We start from the raw sequence: 18,824 nt of genomic DNA on the forward strand, positions 1-18,824 counted from the left end.
CGCGCTCGAACCACGGACCATGAGCAAAGAAACCAAAATTGTGGTCGGAACGGTCGGAATCACGACGGTGCTGGCGGTCGCGGTACTCGTCAATCTCTGGCTCCTCGCGTGATGTTCGAGGAACGCACACTCCCCGAGGACGTGGACGCGGTGCGCGAGCGCAACGCACCCGACGCGCTCGTGCTCGACTGCGCGAGCGATTTCGAGTCGCTCGCGCCCGCGCAGGCCGAGGACCTCGGCCTGCTCGCCGAGTCGCTCGACCCGCTCTCGTACCCCGCAGAGTGGCTTCCCGACGACGCGCCCGAACTTCTCCGGCGGTTCGCCTCGTCGGACTTCGTCGTCGGGATGCCGGGCGACGGGAGCGTGGCGTGGACTCGTCAGACCGTCCCGCCGACGGTGTTGGTCAAAGCTCGTGTGCAGGGGTCGCCCGACGACTTCGTGGACTTCCTGATTGCGGAGGCGCTGGTCGAAGTCGGGTCGGGCGACCCGGAACACTTCCTCGAATTCTTCGGCCAGCGCTATCTCGAACTCGACGCCGCACTCCCGTTCGACTCGGGGAGCGTCTACCAAATCGCCGCGGCGCTGTACGACGCGTATCTCGGCCTCTACACCCGCGAGGCGTTCGCCGACTGGGAGGACGAGCGCCCGCGACTGTTCGAGGCGTGGCGCGACGCGGGCGAGCGAATCGAACCCCGACTGGAGGGGCTTCCGGGAGCGATGGCCCGCGACGAGACCGACTTCGCCGACGTCGCGGAGTTCGCCTGCAGCGCGGTCAAACACGGTCTCGACCTCCCCGCGCCGTTCGCCGCGCTCGACACGTTGGCCTACCGCGACCACGGCGCGGCATATGCGGTCAAATGGGCCGAGAAGACGTTCGAGTGAGGAGTCGTATCCTATGAGGAGTCGTATCCCATCTCGAACAGGTCTCGAAGCGTTACGTAACCATTTTGAGCCTCCGCGTCGAGTTTCTAATCAGGAATCATGAGCGACTTCTGGGATGTCCGAGGGGACGCAGACGGTTGGGAGGAACAGCTCTACCCCGACGCCGACGACTCGGACGACGGCGTCGAGGTACGAACGACAGAGTGAAACGCTGCAGTTCGAGCGAATCGACCGCGACCCGTGCGGACGCGCCGCCGCAGTTTCGACTCTTACTTCGTCGTGGCTTCGACGCGTATTTCGAATCCCTAATGAAGCTATCTTCTCTAGCGCCAGCACCACCAGCCGCGCCTTCGCTCTACGACCCCCTCGTTTCACTTGCAGAATGTCTCACCGACTGACGGGGCGATTTAGGGGATTATCTGCTCGCCGTCGTCGTCGTACACCGCGATGGCGTCCACGGGGCAGACGCGGGCCGCCATCTTGGCGTCGAACTCGGCGTCGTCGGGGATTTCGCGGACGAACACGCTCTCGTCTTCCTCCTCTGAATCTCGGAGGTCGGCTTTCCCCTCGTCGCGGTTCTCCTCGAAAGCGTCCCACTCGGCGGTACACTGAAACATTCCGGTGCAGACATCGCGGTCGAATTCGATTCGCATGACTGTCGATTGGTCCGGGAGTACCTAATCCCTGCCGGAGTCGGTGCTTGGTGAGTCGATATCTCCGCGGTTCTGCACGCGAGGCCTACCACACGAACGAAATCACGGATGCGGCTATCAGGAGCGTCATTCCGATTCCAAAGCCGTACGAGAGAACGACGTAGACGGCCGGAAGCGACACCGTCCGCTGTCTGAGGTGTTCGATACCGGTCGTGCGCACGTCGGTCATCTCGAACGCATCTACCAGCAGCAGGTAGCCGTCGCCGTGAATCAACGGATTGAGCACGAATATCGTCCCGACCACCATGGCGACGACGAACGTACTCAGGAGGGCGCTTTCGGGGAAGACGAGATAGTAAACCGTGGCGACCGACAGCGTCCAGAGTATCTGTGCGAACGGACCCGCCAACGTTATCCAGAGCCGATGGTTTCGCGGGAGAATCCATGCCTGTGTCGTCTCGGTTATCACGGACGGAAGCGTGCCGTTCACGAGACCCACCCGAACGGACGGGTCGAAGTACGGTTTGCTCGCCAGATAGTGCCCGCCCTCGTGGATTGCGATTGTCGCGACGACGAGACCCGCGAACGGGACGAGCCGGGAGGGTCTCGCCAGTTCGTTCGGGGCGAGCATCGTCGGAAACTCGGCCCACGCCACCGACAGGCCGATAGCCACGAGACCCACGAATAAGAGTAGCCTCGGCCACAGTCGAATCGGGTCCGGCTGGCGAAGTTCGACGACCGGTTCGTTCGAATGGAGATACCCCTCGGATTCGAGATTCTCGACGACCTCCCGAGCCGTTCCGTCGAGGTCTCCTTTCGAGACCTCTCCGTCGGCGAGCGCTCGAAGAAGCCGCCAGCCGTCGTCCGAAAGTCGCCTGAGTTCGCCGTCCGTACTCTTCAGGTAGTGCTCGCCGTCCGACTTCCCCCAAGTGAATCCGACCGGGGGGTCGGCGACTTCGACGTCTCGCTTCATTTCGGCCACGGTCGTTGGGCCCCACCGTCCAACAGGTAGTCGGCGAGCGCTCCGGCAACGTTCTGCCCGCAGAGCCTATCGGCTCCGGTGAAGACCGGCGTCTCGTTGACTTCGAAGACGACGTGCCGGCCGTCGGGTCGTCGCCGCACGTCTACGGCACCGAATCTCAGTTCGACGGCGTCCACCGCTCGGACCGCGCTCGCTTCGACGGCTTCGGACACCGACGCGCCTTCGATGCCGACGTCCTTCCCTTCCTCTTGGTCGATTTTGAACGAGAACGTCTCGCTCTCGTACCGAATCGCGCCGACGACTTTCCCGTCTAACACGTACACCCGGAGGTCCTCGCCCGGAACGAACGCTTGGAATTGGACCGGCGCACTCGCGAGCGCTTCGAGTCGCTCCTCACGTAGGTCGTCCGCGGTGAGTTCCGACGGCGGAGCGCCGTTCGTCGTCGGCTTGTATATCACTCGCTCGTGAGAACGGTGAAAATCGACGACGGTTTCCGGGTCGTTGGTGAAGAGACTCGGCGGTGTCGGCACGCCTTCGCGTTCGAACTGGCTCAACTGCCAGGGTTTCTGGGCTTGGAGGTAGTGATTTCGGACTCTGGGTACCACCCGCGTTCCGTCGGATTCGAGTCGTCTGGCGAGACTCTCGAAGACGCTCCGGTGGTCTCGAATCTGGGCTAGCATCCGCTCGAAATCGTCTCGTCCTTCGAAGGCGTCTTTCTGTAACTCGGGAATCGGGTGAAAGAGGACGTTCGATTGGAAGTAAGCACCCGTAATTTCGTCGTGGGCGAGCGACTCACCGAGAACGGTTTCGTCCGCGCCGGGTCGGAATCGAATGAGGGCTTCGCCCGGCCACTCGTCGATGTGACACGCGACGAACTCACCGCCTCGGCTGTCGATTTCGTCGGCAAGCAGTTCCAGTTCGTTCATCCAAGAAGGACCACACAGTAGGACGCTCATAGAAACCACTTCTCACACCATCAAAAATAAATCGCGTGGTATCGGGATACACTCTGAAATAGAATAATTTTATTGAAATATTTAGATAGATATAGATAAATATTTATATGAATAATACGTCCGTCATGGTACCCCATCACAGGGGACGAGACCAATGGAACACTTCATCGAGAACATCAACGAGGAAGACTTCGCGGAAGTCGAAGAGCGCGAAAACACCTACTACACCGGCGGCTGCATCGCGTACTGCTGACTCCGACTTCACACAGTCGATAGTGTGAGCCACGCTCGGGCGCACCCCGGTCCGCTCGGGCATCCCGCTTTCGAGAAGTGAAGTGCGCGATTTTTCCCTCGCGCACTCGTGTCACTCTTTCCGGCCCATTCGTGTCGTTTTCCGATAGATACTCGCACGACCGACGGTGTCCAAACTGCGTCGTCGAACCGACGTGTCGAGTGGACGATTAAAACCGAGTGGACGACTCCGTTACCTACCAACGCTACGCCTCGACCCGACAGTTTAAACCAGAAGACGCGCCAACCTCGGGGTAATGAGTACGTTCGTCTCCCGACGGGCCGCCTCCCGGTGGGCCGCCCTCCGATGGACCGCCCCTCGGCGGCGGTGGTCGGCGTGACCGTCGAAATATCTGACATCCCCGACCTCCCCGAGGGCGTCGCCGAACACTTCCGCGAGCAGGGTATCGAGGAACTCTACCCCCCGCAGGGCGAGGCGGTCGAGGCCGGAATCGCCGACGGCGAGAGCGTGGTCGCCAGCGTTCCCACCGCGAGCGGCAAGACGCTCATCGCCGAACTCGCCATGCTCACCAGCGTCGCCCGCGGCGGCAAGGCGCTCTACATCGTTCCCCTGCGCGCGCTCGCGAGCGAGAAACGGGCCGAGTTCGAGGAGTTCGAGGAGTACGGAATCTCGGTCGGCGTCTCGACCGGCAACTACGACAGCGACGGCGACTGGCTCGCGCAGAAGGACATCATCGTCGCCACCAGCGAGAAGGTGGACTCGCTCGTCCGGAACGGCGCGCAGTGGGTCGGCGACCTGACCTGCGTGGTCGCCGACGAGGTCCACCTCGTGGACGACTCGAACCGCGGTCCGACCCTCGAAGTCACCCTCGCAAAACTCCGGAAACTGAACGAGAATCTTCAGACCGTCGCGCTCTCTGCGACGGTCGGCAACGCCGACGAAATTGCCGACTGGCTCGACGCGACGCTCGTGGACTCGACGTGGCGACCAATCGACCTCCGGAAGGGCGTCCTCTACGGCCAAGCCCTCCACTTCGACGACGGCTCGAAGACCCAGATTTCGAGGGGCAACGAGAAGGCGACCGCCGCGCTCGTCGAGGACACCTTGACCGACGAAGGCTCCTCGCTGGTGTTCGTGAACTCCCGGCGGAACGCCGAGGCCGCCGCGCGGCGACTCGGCGACGTGACCCGCGACTACCTCGCATCCGACGAACGCGACGAACTCCGAGACATCGCGGCTCAAATCCGGGACGCGAGCGACACCCAGACCAGCGACGACCTCGCGGACGCCGTCGAGAAGGGCGCGGCGTTCCACCACGCCGGACTCTCCAGCGAGAGTCGCGCGCTCGTGGAGGACGCCTTTCGCGACCGACTCGTGAAGGTCATCTCCGCGACGCCGACGCTCGCGGCGGGCGTCAACACCCCTTCCCGCCGGGTCATCGTCCGCGACTGGCGGCGCTACGACGGCGACGTGGGCGGAATGGCTCCGCTCGACGTGCTGGAGGTCCACCAGATGTTTGGCCGGGCGGGTCGCCCGGGACTCGACCCCTACGGCGAGGCGGTCCTCATCGCGAACAGCCACGACGAACTCGACGAACTGTTCGAGCGCTACGTCTGGGCCGAACCCGAAGCCGTCCGGTCGAAGCTCGCGGCCGAGCCAGCCCTGCGCACCCACATCCTCGCGACCGTGGCCTCCGGATTCGCCGACACCGAGGACGAACTTGTCTCGTTCCTCGAACGCACCCTCTACGCGACTCAGACCGACGAGACGGGCCGACTCGAAACCGTGACGGACAACGTCCTCGAATATCTCGAACGGAACGAGTTCCTCGAACGCGGGGACGGGGTCTCCGCGAGCGAAGCGAGCGGAGGCTCGTCGGACTTGTCCGACGGCGGATTGCGAGCGACCGGTCTCGGCCACCGCGTTTCGCAACTCTACGTGGACCCGATGAGCGCGGCCGAAATCATCCACGGCCTGCGCGCTGCCGGGGACCGCCCGACCCCGCTCGGTCTCTACCACCTCGTCGCGCGCACGCCGGACATGTACGAACTCTACCTCCGGTCGGGCGACCGCGAGGAGTACACCGAACTCGCCTACGAGCGCGAATCCGAGTTCCTCGGGTCGATGCCCTCGGAGTTCGAGGACAACGTCTTCGAGGACTGGCTCTCCGCGCTCAAAACCGCTCGCCTGCTCGAAGACTGGGCTTCGGAACTGGACGAGGACGACATCACCGAGCGGTACGGCGTCGGACCGGGCGACATCCGCGGGAAGGTCGAGACCGGCGAGTGGCTCCTCAACGCGGCCGAGCGACTCGCTGGCGAACTCGACTTGGAGTGGGGTCCGGCCATCCGCGAGGCCAGAAAGCGCGTCGAGTACGGCGTCGACGAGGAACTGCTCGACCTCGCCGGAGTTCGGAACGTCGGCCGCAAGCGCGCCCGCCGACTCTACGAGGCTGGCATCGAATCGCGGGCCGACCTCCGGGAGGCCGACAAGTCGGTCGTCCTCGGCGCGCTCCGGGGCCGCCGGAAGACCACCGAGACCATCCTCGAAAACGTCGGCCGGAAGGACCCCGACCTGACGGGCGTGGAAGCCGACGGCGAGACGCGCGCCGCCGCGACCGCCGACTCGGACGACAGCGGCCAGCAGAGTCTGGGTGATTTCGAGTGATTGCGGAGGAGGGAACCCGACCATGAAGGTCGTCGAAGGCCGAGCCGACATCGACGACCTCGATAGCTTCCTCGCCGACCTCGGCGAGGTCGGCGAGGAGTTCGACTGCGCGATACAGGCGTTCGACGCCAACCTCGTGGTCGGCCGGGACCACCTCCGGGTCGCGGTCGAGCGCGCGAGTCGCGCGCTCGACCGCGGGGAGAACGTCGCCCGGGACCCCGCGGTCGAGATTCTGCTGTACGCCGCGGGCCGCCGCCAGATTAATCGCGCGCTCCGGATGGGCGTCGGCGAAGGGGAATCGGCGGTTGCGGTCGCGGTCCACCATTTCGGCGACGATAACGACGGCGATAACGGCGACAACGGCGACGACAACGAAGCCGCCGCGGCCGACGCGGTCCGGGACCTGCTCGCACCGACCGAGACAGACGCCGCTTCGGCCGACCGCATCGACCGCGGTGCAGTCCGGGACTTTTTCGAGGTGACCGACGCCGAACTCGCCGCGACCGACGCCAGCCTCGCCGACCTCGTCAGAGAACGGGTCGCCTTGCTCGACGTGGAGAAGTAACCCACTCCACTTCGATAGCCAGCAGGATTACGTGATTTTCGCTCCTACTTCGTGCGCATGACCGACTACGACCCTGACCCCGAAACGGAGCAACAGCACGCCCGAGAACGACAGCGCGAACGCGCCGAGAGCGTCGAGGAGACGCTCGGCGAGGCGGGCCGGATGCTCGGCGAACACAAGTACCCAGCGACGAGCGAGGAACTCGCCGCGGAGTACGGCGACCAGCCCCTCGACCTGACGAACGAGACCGAATCGCTCGGTAGCGTGTTCGACCGCCTCGTGGACGAGCGATTCGAATCCGCTGAAGAGGCTCGGGAAGCGGTCTACGGCGAGATTACCGGCGACGCCGCGGGACCCGAGGAGTACAACAAAGAGCGCGACCTCGGCGAACTCGCCGACTCGGAATCCGACAGCGAATCGGACGTGAACTCACACTGAGGCCCGCGCTCGCGTCGGGTTCCAGTCGAAACGAAGGGGTTGAATCGAGAGACAGGGCAGGGGCTATCGAGTGGGTTTAAGACCCCATCTCGCTCGGACAATTGCGCCTTCTCGGCTTCGAAAGAGACCGATTTAATTATTTTGGTTCTCCGTCGCTGCGGCGACTCGGAACCGTCGCTCGCCTCCTCGCGTTCGCGCTGTGGCTCTCCTGTGTATTTATGATTCCGCGACGGCTTGCGTGTAGCCATGAGTCACACAGACGAGGATTCCGTCCTCGGGAGTCGTGTCGGCGCGGTCGAGCGGATTCACATCGCACCGGGCACGGGCGGCGACCTCGAACCGCGGGATTTCGTCGAAGCGGTCGCCGACCGCGGTATCGAGGAGGACCGATACTACAAGGGCGAAGGCATCTACAACGAGCAGGATGACCTCGAACCGAGCGACGTGACGCTCATCGAAGCCGAAGCGCTCGAAGCCGTCGCGGAAGATTACGACGTGGACCTCGACCCCGGTGCCCACCGCCGGAACATCACGACGCGAGGGGTCGCGCTCAATCACCTCGTCGGCGAACGGTTCCGAGTCGGCGAGGCGGTTATCGAGGGTACGGCGCTCTGTGAACCCTGTGAGTACATGCAGTCGCTCGCCCACCAGCCCGACGCCGCGGAGGCGCTCAAACACCGGGGCGGACTCGACGCTCGAATCGTCGAATCGGGGAGCGTCAGCGTCGGCGACGACATCGTTTGGTGAGCGGAGAATTCGACGACGGTCGAGCGCCGAGACGCTCACGCGGAGTCTTCGACCACGACGGCGCCTTTCATCCCGGTCGATTCGTGTGGTTCGCAGACGTATCTGTGGGTCGCCTCCCCGTCGAACGTCTGCTCGAAGGTGTGGCCCTCCGAGGAGGTGGTTTCGGATTCGAACGCGCCGTCTTCGGCGACGACGTTGTGACCTCCGCCGTCGCCGGTCCACTTCCAGACGACGGTCGTTCCGGTCGTCACCGCAACTGCGGGCGGGTCGAAGCTCATCCCTCGACTCCCCGCCCCGACGTTGACGGTCACTTCCTCGCGGTCCCGCCAGTCCACCGTCCCTTCGTAGTTTCCGACGCCGTCGAACCACCCGTCGTAATCGGGTTCGGTATCGACGTACGCGCTGTTGGGACGCTCGCTTTCTTCAGCCCCATCGGTCGCACATCCAGCGAGACTGGTGCCGAGCGCGAGTGCGCCAATCGTTCGAAGCACGGTTCTCCGAGGTCGAGTCGTGGATTTTCGAGTCATGTCTTCGTCTCCGTCTCGGGCGACGGCGGTCTCCCGACGGCCAGTGGCCACGCGCGCCGCACGGCGACCGTCGCCAGCCAGAAAATCACCAGTGCGTTGACCGGGTGAATCGCGCCGACCAGCGACCCGAATCGGTGCGCCGTGCTGAACTGGACGAAGAACAGCGCGAATATCCCGACCGGGAGGAGTTTGAGCGCTCGCGGGAGCTTCCCGACCAGCGCGAGTGCGAACATCGCCGCGAGGAAAATCGGGAGCGTGGTCCCGAACGAGACGTGGGAACTCCACCGCGCGGAGTCCACGAACACTGCCATTCCCGCGATGTACACCTGTACGAGCACGCCGACGGTGAACAGCACCGACGCGAGGAGGTAGCCGCTTTGACTCCACGCGACGAGGGTCGAACGCTCGCTCGTCCGGTCGGATTCGGCTGTCGCAGTAGCGAAATTCACGGTCGTTCGGTGGCCCGGAGCGGGGGAGAACGTTGGCGTGAACATGTTGGCCTGACCGTGGGGTCGCGGACACTGAACGACATTATGATTACGAAGTGAACATGTGGTCCTCAACCCTGATTCTCCGGTAACTGCTACTCGGTAGCGATGACGACAGCATCACACTGGCAGTGGAAGCGAATCGTCGCGGGCGGCGTCGCGCCGCACGCGATTTCGGTCGGAGTACTCGTCGTTGCCATCGTCGGCTACACCGTCGTCGCGTCGTTCGTGGCGCTCGGCGAACCCGACCAAGCCGCGTTCGGACAGTGGAACGCGGTCCTCGCCACGTGGGTCTTTCCCGCGCTGACGATTCTCCTGACGGCCGCGGCCGCGGCGTGGGTCGTTCGGAGTGTCGAGCCACAGGCTGCGCTCGCTCACGGTTTCGCAGTCGGCCTTCTGGCCGCCGGAATCGGACTCGCGTTCGGCGCGGCCGACTCCGCCATGGCGCTTCGATTCGTCGGCACGGTCGCGGCCGGACTCGTCGGTGCCAAACTGGGGACGGTGATTCGACCGTGACCGAAACGCAGTCCGGACGAAAGGCACTCATCGTCGGATGTGGCGTCGCCGGACCCGTCCTCGCCATGTTCTTGCAACGGGTGGGAATCACCCCCGTAATCTACGAGGGCCGCCCCGAACCTCGCGACGAGGCTGGATTCTTCCTCAACCTCGCGGCCAACGGGACGGACGTGCTCGCTACGCTGGGTCTCGAAGACGATATCCTCGAACTCGGCCACAGAACCGACAGCCTCGTCTTCCAGAACCACGACGAGAAGCGACTCGGCGAGAATCCGACGCCGACGACGCTCGTCAAGCGGGGTCTCCTCACCAAGACGCTCCGCGAGGCCGCAATCGACCGGGGCGTGACCGTCGAGTTCGGCAAGCGACTCACCGATGTCGAAACGCCCAACGACGACGTAGCTATCGCGTACTTCGACGACGGAACCGAAGCCCACGGCGATTTCCTCATCGGTTGTGACGGCATCCACTCCCGGACCCGACGCTCGATTCTGCCGAGCGCGCCCGACCCCGAGTACACGGGCATCGTGGACTCGGGTGCGTTCGCGCGGAACGACTCGATTCCAGACTCCGACGGCGTCATGCGGATGACGTTCGGCGTGGACGGCTTCTTCGGCTATCAGAAGGTCCCGGCCGGCGAAATCTACTGGTTCGAGAACCACGAGCGCTCGCCCGAACCCGACCGGGCGGCACTCGACGCGATTTCGACCGACGAGTGGCGGGCCGAACTGCTCGAACGCCACCGCGACGACCACGATTCCGTCGCCGAAATCATCCGTTCGACCGACGGCGAAATCGGTCGGTGGCCGATTTACGACCTCCCATCGCTCCCGGCGTGGCACCGGAAGTCGGCGTGTCTCGTCGGTGACGCCGCGCACGCGACCTCGCCGCACGTCGGGCAGGGTGCGTCGCTCGCGATGGAGGACGCAATCGTGCTGACGAAGTGTTTGCGCGACGTTGGAGACGTTCCGGCCGCGTTCGAGGCCTTCGAACAACTTCGCAAGAAGCGCGTCGAGGACATCGTGGAGATGTCGCGACGGACGGGCAATCAGAAAGCGCCCTCGAACGCGGTTACTCGGAAGGTTCGGGACCTCGTGCTTCCGTTCTTTCTCAAACGCGGCGTCGAGGAGTTCGACCAAATTTACTCCTATCGGGTGGACTGGGACGAACCGGTGAGCGTTCGAAGCTGATAGGCGTCCAGCGGTGGGGGTAAACATGTTCACCTCCATCTCTAATGCCCTCGGCTCCGAATCGGTGGTATGCCCCGCGTGCGTCTCAAAGTCGGTCCGATGCCCGACATGGTCGCGATAGCCGACGAATTTCCGGACACGGTCATCCGATTCGTCGCGAACTACCCCTCTGAGGACGGCGTCACGAGCGTGTTGGAAGTCCGAACCGACGACCCCGGCCGCTTCGTGACGGAAACCGAGCAGTGGTTCTCGGGTTCGTCGAGCGTCCTGCACAGCGACGACGACACCGTAGTCATCATGATAGAGGGCCGACCGCCCGACGGCTACTTCGTCTCCGAGGACATCGAGTATCATCCGACGACGCCGGTCGTCGCGCGCGAGGGGTACCTCTTCATCGAGTTCGTGATGCCCGAATCGAAGATGGCCGCGATGTGGGACGCTCTCGACGAGCGCGATGTCGAGTACGAAGTGCTGTCGATTACGGACGGCTACGACGTGGTCGATACCCTCACCTCCCGTCAGCGCGAGATTCTCGCGACCGCAGTCGAACGCGGCTACTACGACAGTCCGCGAGGCTGTTCGCTCACCGATATCGCGGACCATCTCGACGTGAACAAGTCGGTGGTGAGCGGCGTCCTCCACCGCGCCGAAGGCGAGATTATCAAAGACGCCGTCGGCGACCCGAGAGACGAGCGCGCGACTACGGAGTCGTAGTTCGTCGAAAAACGGATATAGTCCCACCAGGATTCGAACCTGGGTCGAAGCCCCCAGAAGGCTTCAGGATTGGCCACTACCCCATGGGACTCTGCACTCCTGCGTACTTTCCCAGTGCTTGTAAGCGTTGCGCGTTCGGCCCGCTGTGCGAACATTTCGCATTCTCCCACAACGGGTTCGACGAGCGTGCATAAACCAACACCTTCTTAGCTCCGAACTACGCACGTTCGTGTATGTACGTCGGACGATTTCTGGTCGTCGCCCCGGACGTGGCGGCCTACCGCGTCTCGTCGCGGTCGTTCCCGAACCGGCAGGTAATCGAGCGCGACGGCGCGTTGACTGTTTCGCCGACTCCGGACGCTCCCGAGACCGACAACCCCTACATCTCGTACAACTGCGTTCGGACGACCGACGATTCGGCGGTCGTCGGAAACGGCTCGCAGGTGGACCCGATAACCGAGAAACTCGAACTCGGCTACCCCGCGCGAGACGCGCTCGCCGAGAGTCTGCTCGCGCTCGACTACGAGAAGGACGATTACGACACGCCCCGAATCGCGGGGGTCCTCACGAGCGATTCAGCCTCCATCGGCATCGTGCGCCGGGATGCTCTCCTCGTCCGCGAAGTCGAGGAACCGACGCTCGTGGCGACCTACGAGAAGGATACGCCAGAGTCGTTCGCGTTCGGGGCCGAGACCGCGGCCGAGGCCGCGAGAGAAGCCTACGACCTCGACTTCGAACACGCGGTCTGTGCGGCCGGTGTCGCTCGCACCGACGATGGATTTTCGCTCGCAATCGAGAACGGGAATTAAGTCAATAGCGACCCAAGACTGGGTCATGAAGGTCGGTGTTCTCTCGGACATTCACTCGAACGAGGTCGCACTGGACGCGGTTCTCTCGGACGCGAGCGACGTGGACGCGCTCGTCTGTGCGGGCGACGTGGTGGGGTACAATCCGTGGCCCGCCGAGTGCGTCAAGGTAGTCCGCGACCGCGAGATTGCTTCGGTGATGGGAAACCACGACCGCGCGGTCGCGTCGGGAACCTCGTTCAGATTCAATTCGATGGCGCAGGCCGGGGTCGAACACGCCCGCGAGCGACTTTCTGACGAACACCTCGCGTGGCTGGCCGACCTCCCCGACGAGCGCCGGGAGTTCGACGACCGGGTGAAAATCGTCCACGGCCACCCGAACGACCCCGACCACTACACGACGCCCGACGAGTTCGCCCCTGACCTCCTCGGCGACGAGGACGTGCTCGTGATGGGTCACACGCACGTCCAGCACCACGAGGTGTACGACGAGGGCGTCGTGATGAATCCCGGAAGCGTGGGCCAACCGCGCGACCGCGACCCGCGCGCGGCCTACGCGGTCCTCGACCTCGACGCCCTCACGGTGGAAGAACGCCGCGTCGAGTACGACATCGAGACGGTCCAGCGTGCAATCGATGAGGTCGGACTTCCGGCAAAAGTCGGAGCGCGGCTTTCTGAGGGACGGTAGCGAGCGCGTAGTGCGGTCGTTGTGCTGTGGCGGTACGGTTGCTCTGCGGTGGCGGTGCGGTAGTGGTACAGTGGCGGTGCGGTCGCGGTGCGGTAGCCGAGCGGAGACCTCAGGAGTTCTACCGCGAGCGAACGCAGTGAGCGAGCGGACCGAGGAACCCCCGACTGAAGAGATGTGGCGGCTTTGCAGCCACATCTCCGAAGGAGGGGGTGACGAAGTGTTTTTCATGAACGTTTTGCAAGGGCGCGCCTCTCGGGGCGCGCCCGCAGCAAAAGGTTCTACATGAAGTCCCCGAGACTCGATGGTCGATTCTTATCGTTCTCGAAGATGCTCGTCAGCCTGCGGTCCATGATTTCCAGTCGCTGCTTCGTGTAGTCTCGGCAGTCGTACGTCTCGGCCACCTGAATCGCAGTCTCCATGTACTTGTTGACCGAGCCTTGGTGAACCGTGAGGTTCACCCGACCGCCACACACCCGGCAGTCGCCCGTAAGCGGCATCCGCCGGTACTTCTCGCCGCAGTCGAGACACCGGGTCTCTTGACGCGAAAAGGCGCGGAGATTCCCGATGAGGTCGGGCAGGAAGTGGTACTCGATGACGCGCTCGGCCACGTCGGTTTCGTCCACCGCGTATAGCTTTCGAGCGAGTTCGAGCTGGGCATCCATCTTGTCCATCATCGACCCGAGCGTCTTGTACGCCGAGAGGTCGGGTCCGAGCGCGATGTTCGAGGTGTCGTGGCTGTGGTGGAAGTCGGTGTACTCGCGGTCGGTGCCGAGGTTCTCCTCGGCGATGGTCATCACGTCCTCTACTTCGCCGGGGTCTGCCATCTCGCGGGTCGCCTCGTAGAACTCCCGGGGGTACTGCCGGACGATGTCCATGTTGTGCGCCTCGTCGTCGATTTCCGAGGGGTCGATGCGCGAGGACATCACAAGGGGTGCGTCCATCTGCCCGCCGCGCTGGTCGGGGAGGAACTCCTTGCTGAAGTTCAGGAGACCGTCCATGAGGAGCATCACGCAGTCCTCGTCGCCGTCGCACTGGCCGGTAAAGAGGTCGTTCGCGACGAGCGTGTGGGTGTCTTCGACAGTGAGTGAGTAAGTGTAGTCAATGTCGGATTGGACCACTTCGACTGACTCTACCTCATCTAACCAGAGGTCGCCGCCATCACCGAAGATACGCTGAGACCGAATCGGGATAGAGTCCAGTGAATCCTCTAACGTCTCAGCCTTTCTATCAAGGTCGAAGCCGATTCGGTCATTGAAGAGAGCACCATTCTCCGAGGTGATCTTGAGAACCCAAGATTCGAATTCGGGAGTCGGCTCTTCATCGTAGAACTCGGCAATTGCTCCAGTCGAAGGACAACGAGTCTCAGTGTAGACCTTGCTAGCAATGCCGAATCGCTTGAGCATTGCGACGAGGTCGTTCTTCAGCTCGTCACTGACGGTGTGTGCCCGAATATCAATTCTATCACTTGCTACACTCCCATCGCCACTGAAGTAAGACCGAAGGAACTCTTTGACAATACACTTTGGAGAGTTTACGATACATTCCGGAATTCGCTTCTCTCCGGCAGAACTCCCAGCGTCAAAGACTTCGGTGAAGAGCGAGGCGACAAGACGACTCGAAGTCGTGACTTTCCACTCGCTTTCTTCGTACGGCGTCACTGAGAGTTCGTCTTCTAGAGTTTCGATAATATGTTTCCGTGGTTCGTCATCCGGCGTGCAGATGGTCATCTGATAGAACCCGCCTTCTTCAGAGCGGGTGAAACCTTCAGCAGTGTAGTAGCCGAGAACTTTCGCCATCTCGGGCCCGACAGTAAGGGTCCTACTTACCGAAGCGGTATCACGGCGAATCCCAAGTTCAAGGGCGTGAGGGAGTTCTTCGATGACTTCTTCAATTTCGAATAGTTCAACGAACACGGAGGCTGGGACACTATCTCGGTTAACCCAGTTGTAGACCGACGAATCGCTCTTACCAAGCTTTTCTGCAACTGGCTTGAGATACCCGCTATCATCAGTCGCAGAGTCGAAAAGATTCTTGATTCTCTCCTCGCCAAGTCCTCGTATCATCAAGTCCTCGTTCGGAATGGAGTTGAGGTTCAAGAATTCTTCGAGAAGATCGATTGAAGCACATTCGCCCTTGAACCCAATCTCTTTTGCGGACGGAATCTCGTCACCAGTAGCTAAATTGCGTGCTTCGACTTTTTCCACACCGTTTGGTGTCCATCGACGCATCGAATGATCCGGAGTAACCGTAATCTCTCGCCCGCTCCGCGTCTCGATTTCGACGAGGTGGTCCGGCGAGGGGTGTTTCGAGACCGCTTCGACCGGCTTCTGAACGACGTTACCGTCATCGTCAATCGATGGCACCCAAACGTCATCATCGAGCTCCTCGACTAACGCGCCGAAGTCGTCTTCTCGCGGGTCTTTCAGTCGCTCCTCGACCAGCGTCCGAATTTCATCGTAGCGCCACTCCCCATCCTCATTTTCGAACCACACCTTCGTCTCGGGGTGGAAGCAATTCCGGCGTTTCGCGGCGTGAAAGTACGGATGAGCGTATCCGACAGCCGCTGAGGTGAACCCCACCACTCGCCCCACCACGGCCGCGGAGGTGTGCGGAGCCATCCCGAAGACGAGTTCGCCGACCAATTCCTCGCGCTCGTCCATCTCGTAGAACGGTTCGAGTCCGTAGTAGCTCTCCAGCAGGTCGTCCACGAAATCGGCGGTCTTGAGGAGGTGTTCCGCAGACCCGTCCGAGAGGACGATGTCCTGCACTTTGAGTTCGACCAGTTGGTCGTCGTGGCGGAGGGGGTCGCCGCGCACGTCCTCCTCGTAGCCGAGTGCGTGAAACTGTCCGACGGTCACGTCGAGCTCCTCGGGCCGAACTGCGGTCACGGGCAGGTCCGTCATGTCGTAGCGCACCGTCCCGTCCTTGAACGTCGAGACGCCGTGTTTGGCCCGGAGGATGCCCTTCTCGATTGGCTCGGGCGTCTTGTACGACGACGACAGCCCCTTGACGCCTTTGAGCGTGTCGAAGGCGTTCTCGCGCTCGCCGACCGATTCGAGCGCCGACCGGAGTTCGTCGTTCAGGTCGATGGTTCGGTGCTCGACCGGCGTGGCTTCGACCTCGCAGCGCGAGCAGACGGCGCGCCCGGATTCGTCGAGTTCGACCACCGAATCACAGCTCGGACACTCGAAGTGGGGGAAGGTGTTGCCCCCGCATTCCGGGCACTTCGTCTTGTAGGTGTGTTCGCCGCAGTCCTCGCACTCGCGGCGGCCGACTTGGGCTTCGATTTCGCCGCGGACGCCAGACATTCCTTCGGTGTGAGAGGCGGCCGCGACCACGTCGCGCTGATTACCGCCCGCCTCGCCGATGGGGAATAGGGTGTGAACTGCAGGCGAGAGTTCGCGCGATTCTGACTTCTCGGGGCGGCCCATCCGGTTCCCGATGCGGGTCGGCGCGCGCTCGCGAATCTCGAACGGTGCGACCTCGTTGACCGCCTTCATCGCGTTGTCTCCGGGTTCGTCTTCGCCCCACTCGCGGGCGTCGGTCGAGAGGTCGTCCCACGTCGTTTCGAGGCCTCCGGAATCGCTGTCGGTCGAATCGCCGTCTTCGGCGACCCCGAGCGAGCGCGCGAGGGGTCGCCAGTCGGGAATCCGGATTCGGTCGTCGCCCTGCGAGTGGCGGACGAGGAGCTTTTCGAGCGCCAGCCGAACCGACTCGGTCTTCTCGATTACGAGGTCGCCGTCTTCGACTTCTCCCGCGACGACCGCCTCGGCCAGCGCCTCGAACTGCGCTACCGTGATGTCGTGCCAGAGGTAGGTGTACTTCGGGTGGAGCGGACAGTCGTAGTCGGTCGCCCACTCGACGGCCTCCTCGGCGGTCGGGTCTTCGAGGTCCACGTGCGGCGAGTCTCGCAGGGCCTGCACGTCCCCTCCCGCGGCTTCGAAGTCCTGCACCCACCACTCGACCGTGTAGGAGGCGGGCGCGAGCGGGTGATTGTTCTCCACGAACTCGCCGTAGTTGACCAGATACTCTCCGAGGTCGAGAATCGCTTCGACCCCGTTCCGGAGTTCGAGGGCGGTCTCGGGGTCGTCGATGCGCCGAACGTCGCCGTTCGCGAGTTTGACGGTCGGCCCTTCGATGGAGTCAACGGGGACGACGCCCGCGGCCTTGCCGGGGCGCTCGGTCTTTATCTGCGTCCCGGTGGCGAGGAAGTCGTCCACGAGGTGCATCGTCGCGGGATGGACCCCCGCGGTCGCGAAGCCGTGGTTGCGCGCCCGGCCGTAGCGCAGGCGGAAGCCGCCCGCTTCGCTCGGGTGGCCGAAGACCGGGCGGCCCGCGATGAGGTCCCGGAGGAATTTCGTCGCGGGTTCGACGCGGGGCGGTCCGGTTTCGACAGGTTCGTCGGCGTCGTCACCGTCTTCGTTGGCGTCCTCACCGTCTCCATCCTCGCTGTCCGTATCGCCCTCGCTCTCGCCGTCGTCCTTGCCGATGGTACCGTCGATGAGGTCCTGGAGCCACGGCCAATCGACTTCGTCCAGATTCCGAGTGTAGCGCTGAATCTTCGGCGCTTTGAGCGCGATACCCTCCGCGAGGACGAGACACATGCCGCCCCGAGCGTTGTTGGTATCGACGCGTTCGAGGTCCCGAAAGCCCGACACTTCCTCGTCGCCCGTGGCCTCGCCGTCGAGCATGATGGGGATGTGCTCGGCGATGAACTTCGATTCCTTGTCCTTCGGCGTGTACTGGAGACCGGTCTCCTTGTCGTAGAGTCCGATTTCCTCGGCGTAGCGCTCGATTTCCTCGTCGCGGGCGTCGTACTCCGACAGGCCGATGAGCGCGCGAGTGTAGTCGGCCACGAGGACCGAGAGAGCCTGGGCGGTCCCGCCCGCCGACCGAATCGGCCCGGCGTAGTAGACGTTGACGAACTCCGTGCCGTCGCTGTTTTCGAGAATCTCCACCCGGTCGATGCCCTCGATGGGTGCGGCGACGACACCCTCGGTCAGGAGCGCGACCGCAGTTCTGACCGCGCCCTCGACCTTGCCAGCCTTGCTCTCGTAATCGCCGACCCGTCCCTCCGCGAAGTCCTCCGCGAGCGCGAGCGCGGCCTCTTCGCGGCTCATCTCGCCCTCCAGCTCGCGGACGCGCTCTGCCACGCCGTCGATGCCGAGGATGTTCTCGACCCGGTCGGCCATGTCCTTGGCGACCGGAATCTCGACCTCGGGCTTCGGGTCGCCGCTGTCGGCGCGGGCGGCCTGTGCGACCTCGAACGCGTCGTCGAGGTCGGATTCGAGGCGTTCGAAGTACTGCTCGTCTTGCTCGCGCATCTATAGCCAGAGGTCGAGGTCGGTCGGTTCGTCGCGCTCGCGGGCCAGTTCGGTTTCGAAGGTCCGCATGTAGAGTTCGCCCGCGAACACCGTCGCGGCGTCGAGGTGTCCCGCGAGCGTCTGGCCGCTCCGACGCGACAGGACCGCGTGGGTGTGGGCGAACCGCTCCCCGTCGAGCCACGAGACGTTGCCGACACACGACGCGACTTCGAGCGGTTCGTCGAACGTCACCTCGCGGTACTCCAGTTCGGACTGGTCGTAGTACCAGACCGTGGCGTCCTGTACCGCGCCCATCGCGACGAACCACGCCGAATCGACCCCTTCGTCGTCGGCGAGCGATTCGATTTCGCTCCGCCAGTCCTCGCCGTGTCCGAGTCGGGCGACGAACTCGCGGTCCCCTGAGACCTCCCTGTAGTTCATACCCACGG

At 63.4% G+C, this 18,824-nt stretch carries 18 protein-coding genes and 1 tRNA gene; 11 read left to right on the top strand and 8 right to left on the bottom strand.

The genetic code is table 11. The annotated features are described in order from the left end of the window. Positions 1–19: 19 nt before the first annotated feature. Both EKH81_RS19980 and EKH81_RS00085 read left to right on the top strand, forming a co-directional pair. Positions 20–112, top strand: coding sequence for a hypothetical protein (locus EKH81_RS19980; protein ID WP_449405098.1), 93 nt, complete (start codon positions 20–22; stop codon positions 110–112). Beyond that, positions 112–882, top strand: coding sequence for a DUF7089 family protein (locus EKH81_RS00085; RefSeq protein ID WP_132059204.1), 771 nt, complete (start codon positions 112–114; stop codon positions 880–882). Before EKH81_RS19980 ends, EKH81_RS00085 begins: the two co-directional genes overlap by 1 nt. A gap of 407 nt (positions 883–1,289) precedes the next feature. Here the strand turns inward: EKH81_RS00085 and EKH81_RS00090 are convergent, their stop codons facing one another. The 3 genes from EKH81_RS00090 to EKH81_RS00100 all read right to left on the bottom strand — a co-directional run bounded on the left by EKH81_RS00090 (position 1,290) and on the right by EKH81_RS00100 (position 3,443). Next, the gene (locus EKH81_RS00090; protein WP_132059205.1) at positions 1,290–1,535 is read right to left on the bottom strand and encodes a ferredoxin; all 246 of its coding nucleotides are present in this window, start codon (positions 1,533–1,535) and stop codon (positions 1,290–1,292) included. Between the two features lie 85 nt (positions 1,536–1,620). Beyond that, on the bottom strand, positions 1,621–2,508 hold the full coding sequence (locus EKH81_RS00095) for a zinc metalloprotease (RefSeq protein WP_132059206.1): 888 nt from the start codon (positions 2,506–2,508) through the stop codon (positions 1,621–1,623). Continuing rightward, positions 2,505–3,443, bottom strand: a complete 939-nt coding sequence (locus tag EKH81_RS00100) for an ATP-grasp domain-containing protein (RefSeq protein WP_162224330.1) — start codon at positions 3,441–3,443, stop codon at positions 2,505–2,507. The genes EKH81_RS00095 and EKH81_RS00100 overlap by 4 nt, the downstream gene beginning before the upstream one ends. Positions 3,444–4,071: 628 nt before the next feature. On the opposite strand from EKH81_RS00100, the gene EKH81_RS00105 reads away from it, so the two are divergent. The 4 genes from EKH81_RS00105 to EKH81_RS00120 all read left to right on the top strand — a co-directional run bounded on the left by EKH81_RS00105 (position 4,072) and on the right by EKH81_RS00120 (position 8,143). After that, the gene (locus EKH81_RS00105) at positions 4,072–6,393 is read left to right on the top strand and encodes an ATP-dependent DNA helicase (RefSeq protein WP_132059208.1); all 2,322 of its coding nucleotides are present in this window, start codon (positions 4,072–4,074) and stop codon (positions 6,391–6,393) included. A gap of 22 nt (positions 6,394–6,415) precedes the next feature. After that, a complete protein-coding gene (cgi121, locus tag EKH81_RS00110; protein WP_132059209.1) occupies positions 6,416–6,958 on the top strand; it encodes a KEOPS complex subunit Cgi121 in 543 nt (180 codons plus the stop codon). A gap of 57 nt (positions 6,959–7,015) precedes the next feature. Continuing rightward, positions 7,016–7,396 (top strand): DUF5789 family protein, encoded by a 381-nt coding sequence (locus EKH81_RS00115; RefSeq protein ID WP_132059210.1) that lies wholly within the window; start codon positions 7,016–7,018, stop codon positions 7,394–7,396. A 246-nt stretch (positions 7,397–7,642) separates the two neighbouring features. After that, complete coding sequence (locus tag EKH81_RS00120) at positions 7,643–8,143, top strand: MOSC domain-containing protein (RefSeq protein WP_132059211.1); 501 nt, start codon at positions 7,643–7,645, stop codon at positions 8,141–8,143. A 35-nt stretch (positions 8,144–8,178) separates the two neighbouring features. Here the strand turns inward: EKH81_RS00120 and EKH81_RS00125 are convergent, their stop codons facing one another. Next, positions 8,179–8,670 (bottom strand): halocyanin domain-containing protein, encoded by a 492-nt coding sequence (locus EKH81_RS00125; protein ID WP_132059212.1) that lies wholly within the window; start codon positions 8,668–8,670, stop codon positions 8,179–8,181. Further along, entirely contained in the window at positions 8,667–9,119 is a 453-nt protein-coding gene (locus EKH81_RS00130; RefSeq protein ID WP_132059213.1) for a DUF6220 domain-containing protein, read from the bottom strand. Before EKH81_RS00130 ends, EKH81_RS00125 begins: the two co-directional genes overlap by 4 nt. A gap of 147 nt (positions 9,120–9,266) precedes the next feature. Between EKH81_RS00130 and EKH81_RS00135 the strand changes: the two genes are divergently transcribed. From EKH81_RS00135 to EKH81_RS00145, 3 genes are all read left to right on the top strand, one after another. Continuing rightward, positions 9,267–9,674: a hypothetical protein gene (locus EKH81_RS00135; RefSeq protein ID WP_132059214.1), complete on the top strand. Its 408-nt coding sequence runs from the start codon at positions 9,267–9,269 to the stop codon at positions 9,672–9,674. Further along, on the top strand, positions 9,671–10,864 hold the full coding sequence (locus EKH81_RS00140; protein ID WP_202935022.1) for an FAD-dependent oxidoreductase: 1,194 nt from the start codon (positions 9,671–9,673) through the stop codon (positions 10,862–10,864). Before EKH81_RS00135 ends, EKH81_RS00140 begins: the two co-directional genes overlap by 4 nt. A gap of 69 nt (positions 10,865–10,933) precedes the next feature. Then, positions 10,934–11,578 carry a helix-turn-helix domain-containing protein gene (locus tag EKH81_RS00145; RefSeq protein ID WP_132059215.1) on the top strand — a complete coding sequence of 215 codons (645 nt, stop codon included), beginning with the start codon at positions 10,934–10,936 and terminating at the stop codon, positions 11,576–11,578. Positions 11,579–11,596: 18 nt separating this feature from the next. Here EKH81_RS00145 and EKH81_RS00150 read toward each other — a convergent pair. Then, positions 11,597–11,669, bottom strand: a tRNA-Gln gene (locus EKH81_RS00150). A 142-nt stretch (positions 11,670–11,811) separates the two neighbouring features. Here EKH81_RS00150 and EKH81_RS00155 point away from each other — a divergent pair. Both EKH81_RS00155 and EKH81_RS00160 read left to right on the top strand, forming a co-directional pair. After that, a complete protein-coding gene (locus tag EKH81_RS00155) occupies positions 11,812–12,387 on the top strand; it encodes an IMP cyclohydrolase (protein ID WP_132059216.1) in 576 nt (191 codons plus the stop codon). 25 nt (positions 12,388–12,412) lie between these two features. Further along, positions 12,413–13,072, top strand: coding sequence for a metallophosphoesterase family protein (locus EKH81_RS00160; protein WP_132059217.1), 660 nt, complete (start codon positions 12,413–12,415; stop codon positions 13,070–13,072). A gap of 278 nt (positions 13,073–13,350) precedes the next feature. Here the strand turns inward: EKH81_RS00160 and EKH81_RS00165 are convergent, their stop codons facing one another. Together EKH81_RS00165 and EKH81_RS00170 are read right to left on the bottom strand one after the other, a co-directional pair. Further along, entirely contained in the window at positions 13,351–18,396 is a 5,046-nt protein-coding gene (locus EKH81_RS00165) for a DNA polymerase II large subunit (RefSeq protein ID WP_132059218.1), read from the bottom strand. Further along, the gene (locus EKH81_RS00170) at positions 18,397–18,816 is read right to left on the bottom strand and encodes a PPC domain-containing DNA-binding protein (protein ID WP_132059219.1); all 420 of its coding nucleotides are present in this window, start codon (positions 18,814–18,816) and stop codon (positions 18,397–18,399) included. Positions 18,817–18,824 lie beyond the last annotated feature (8 nt).

The organism is Halorussus amylolyticus, from assembly GCF_004143485.2.
Taxonomy (GTDB): domain Archaea; phylum Halobacteriota; class Halobacteria; order Halobacteriales; family Haladaptataceae; genus Halorussus; species Halorussus amylolyticus.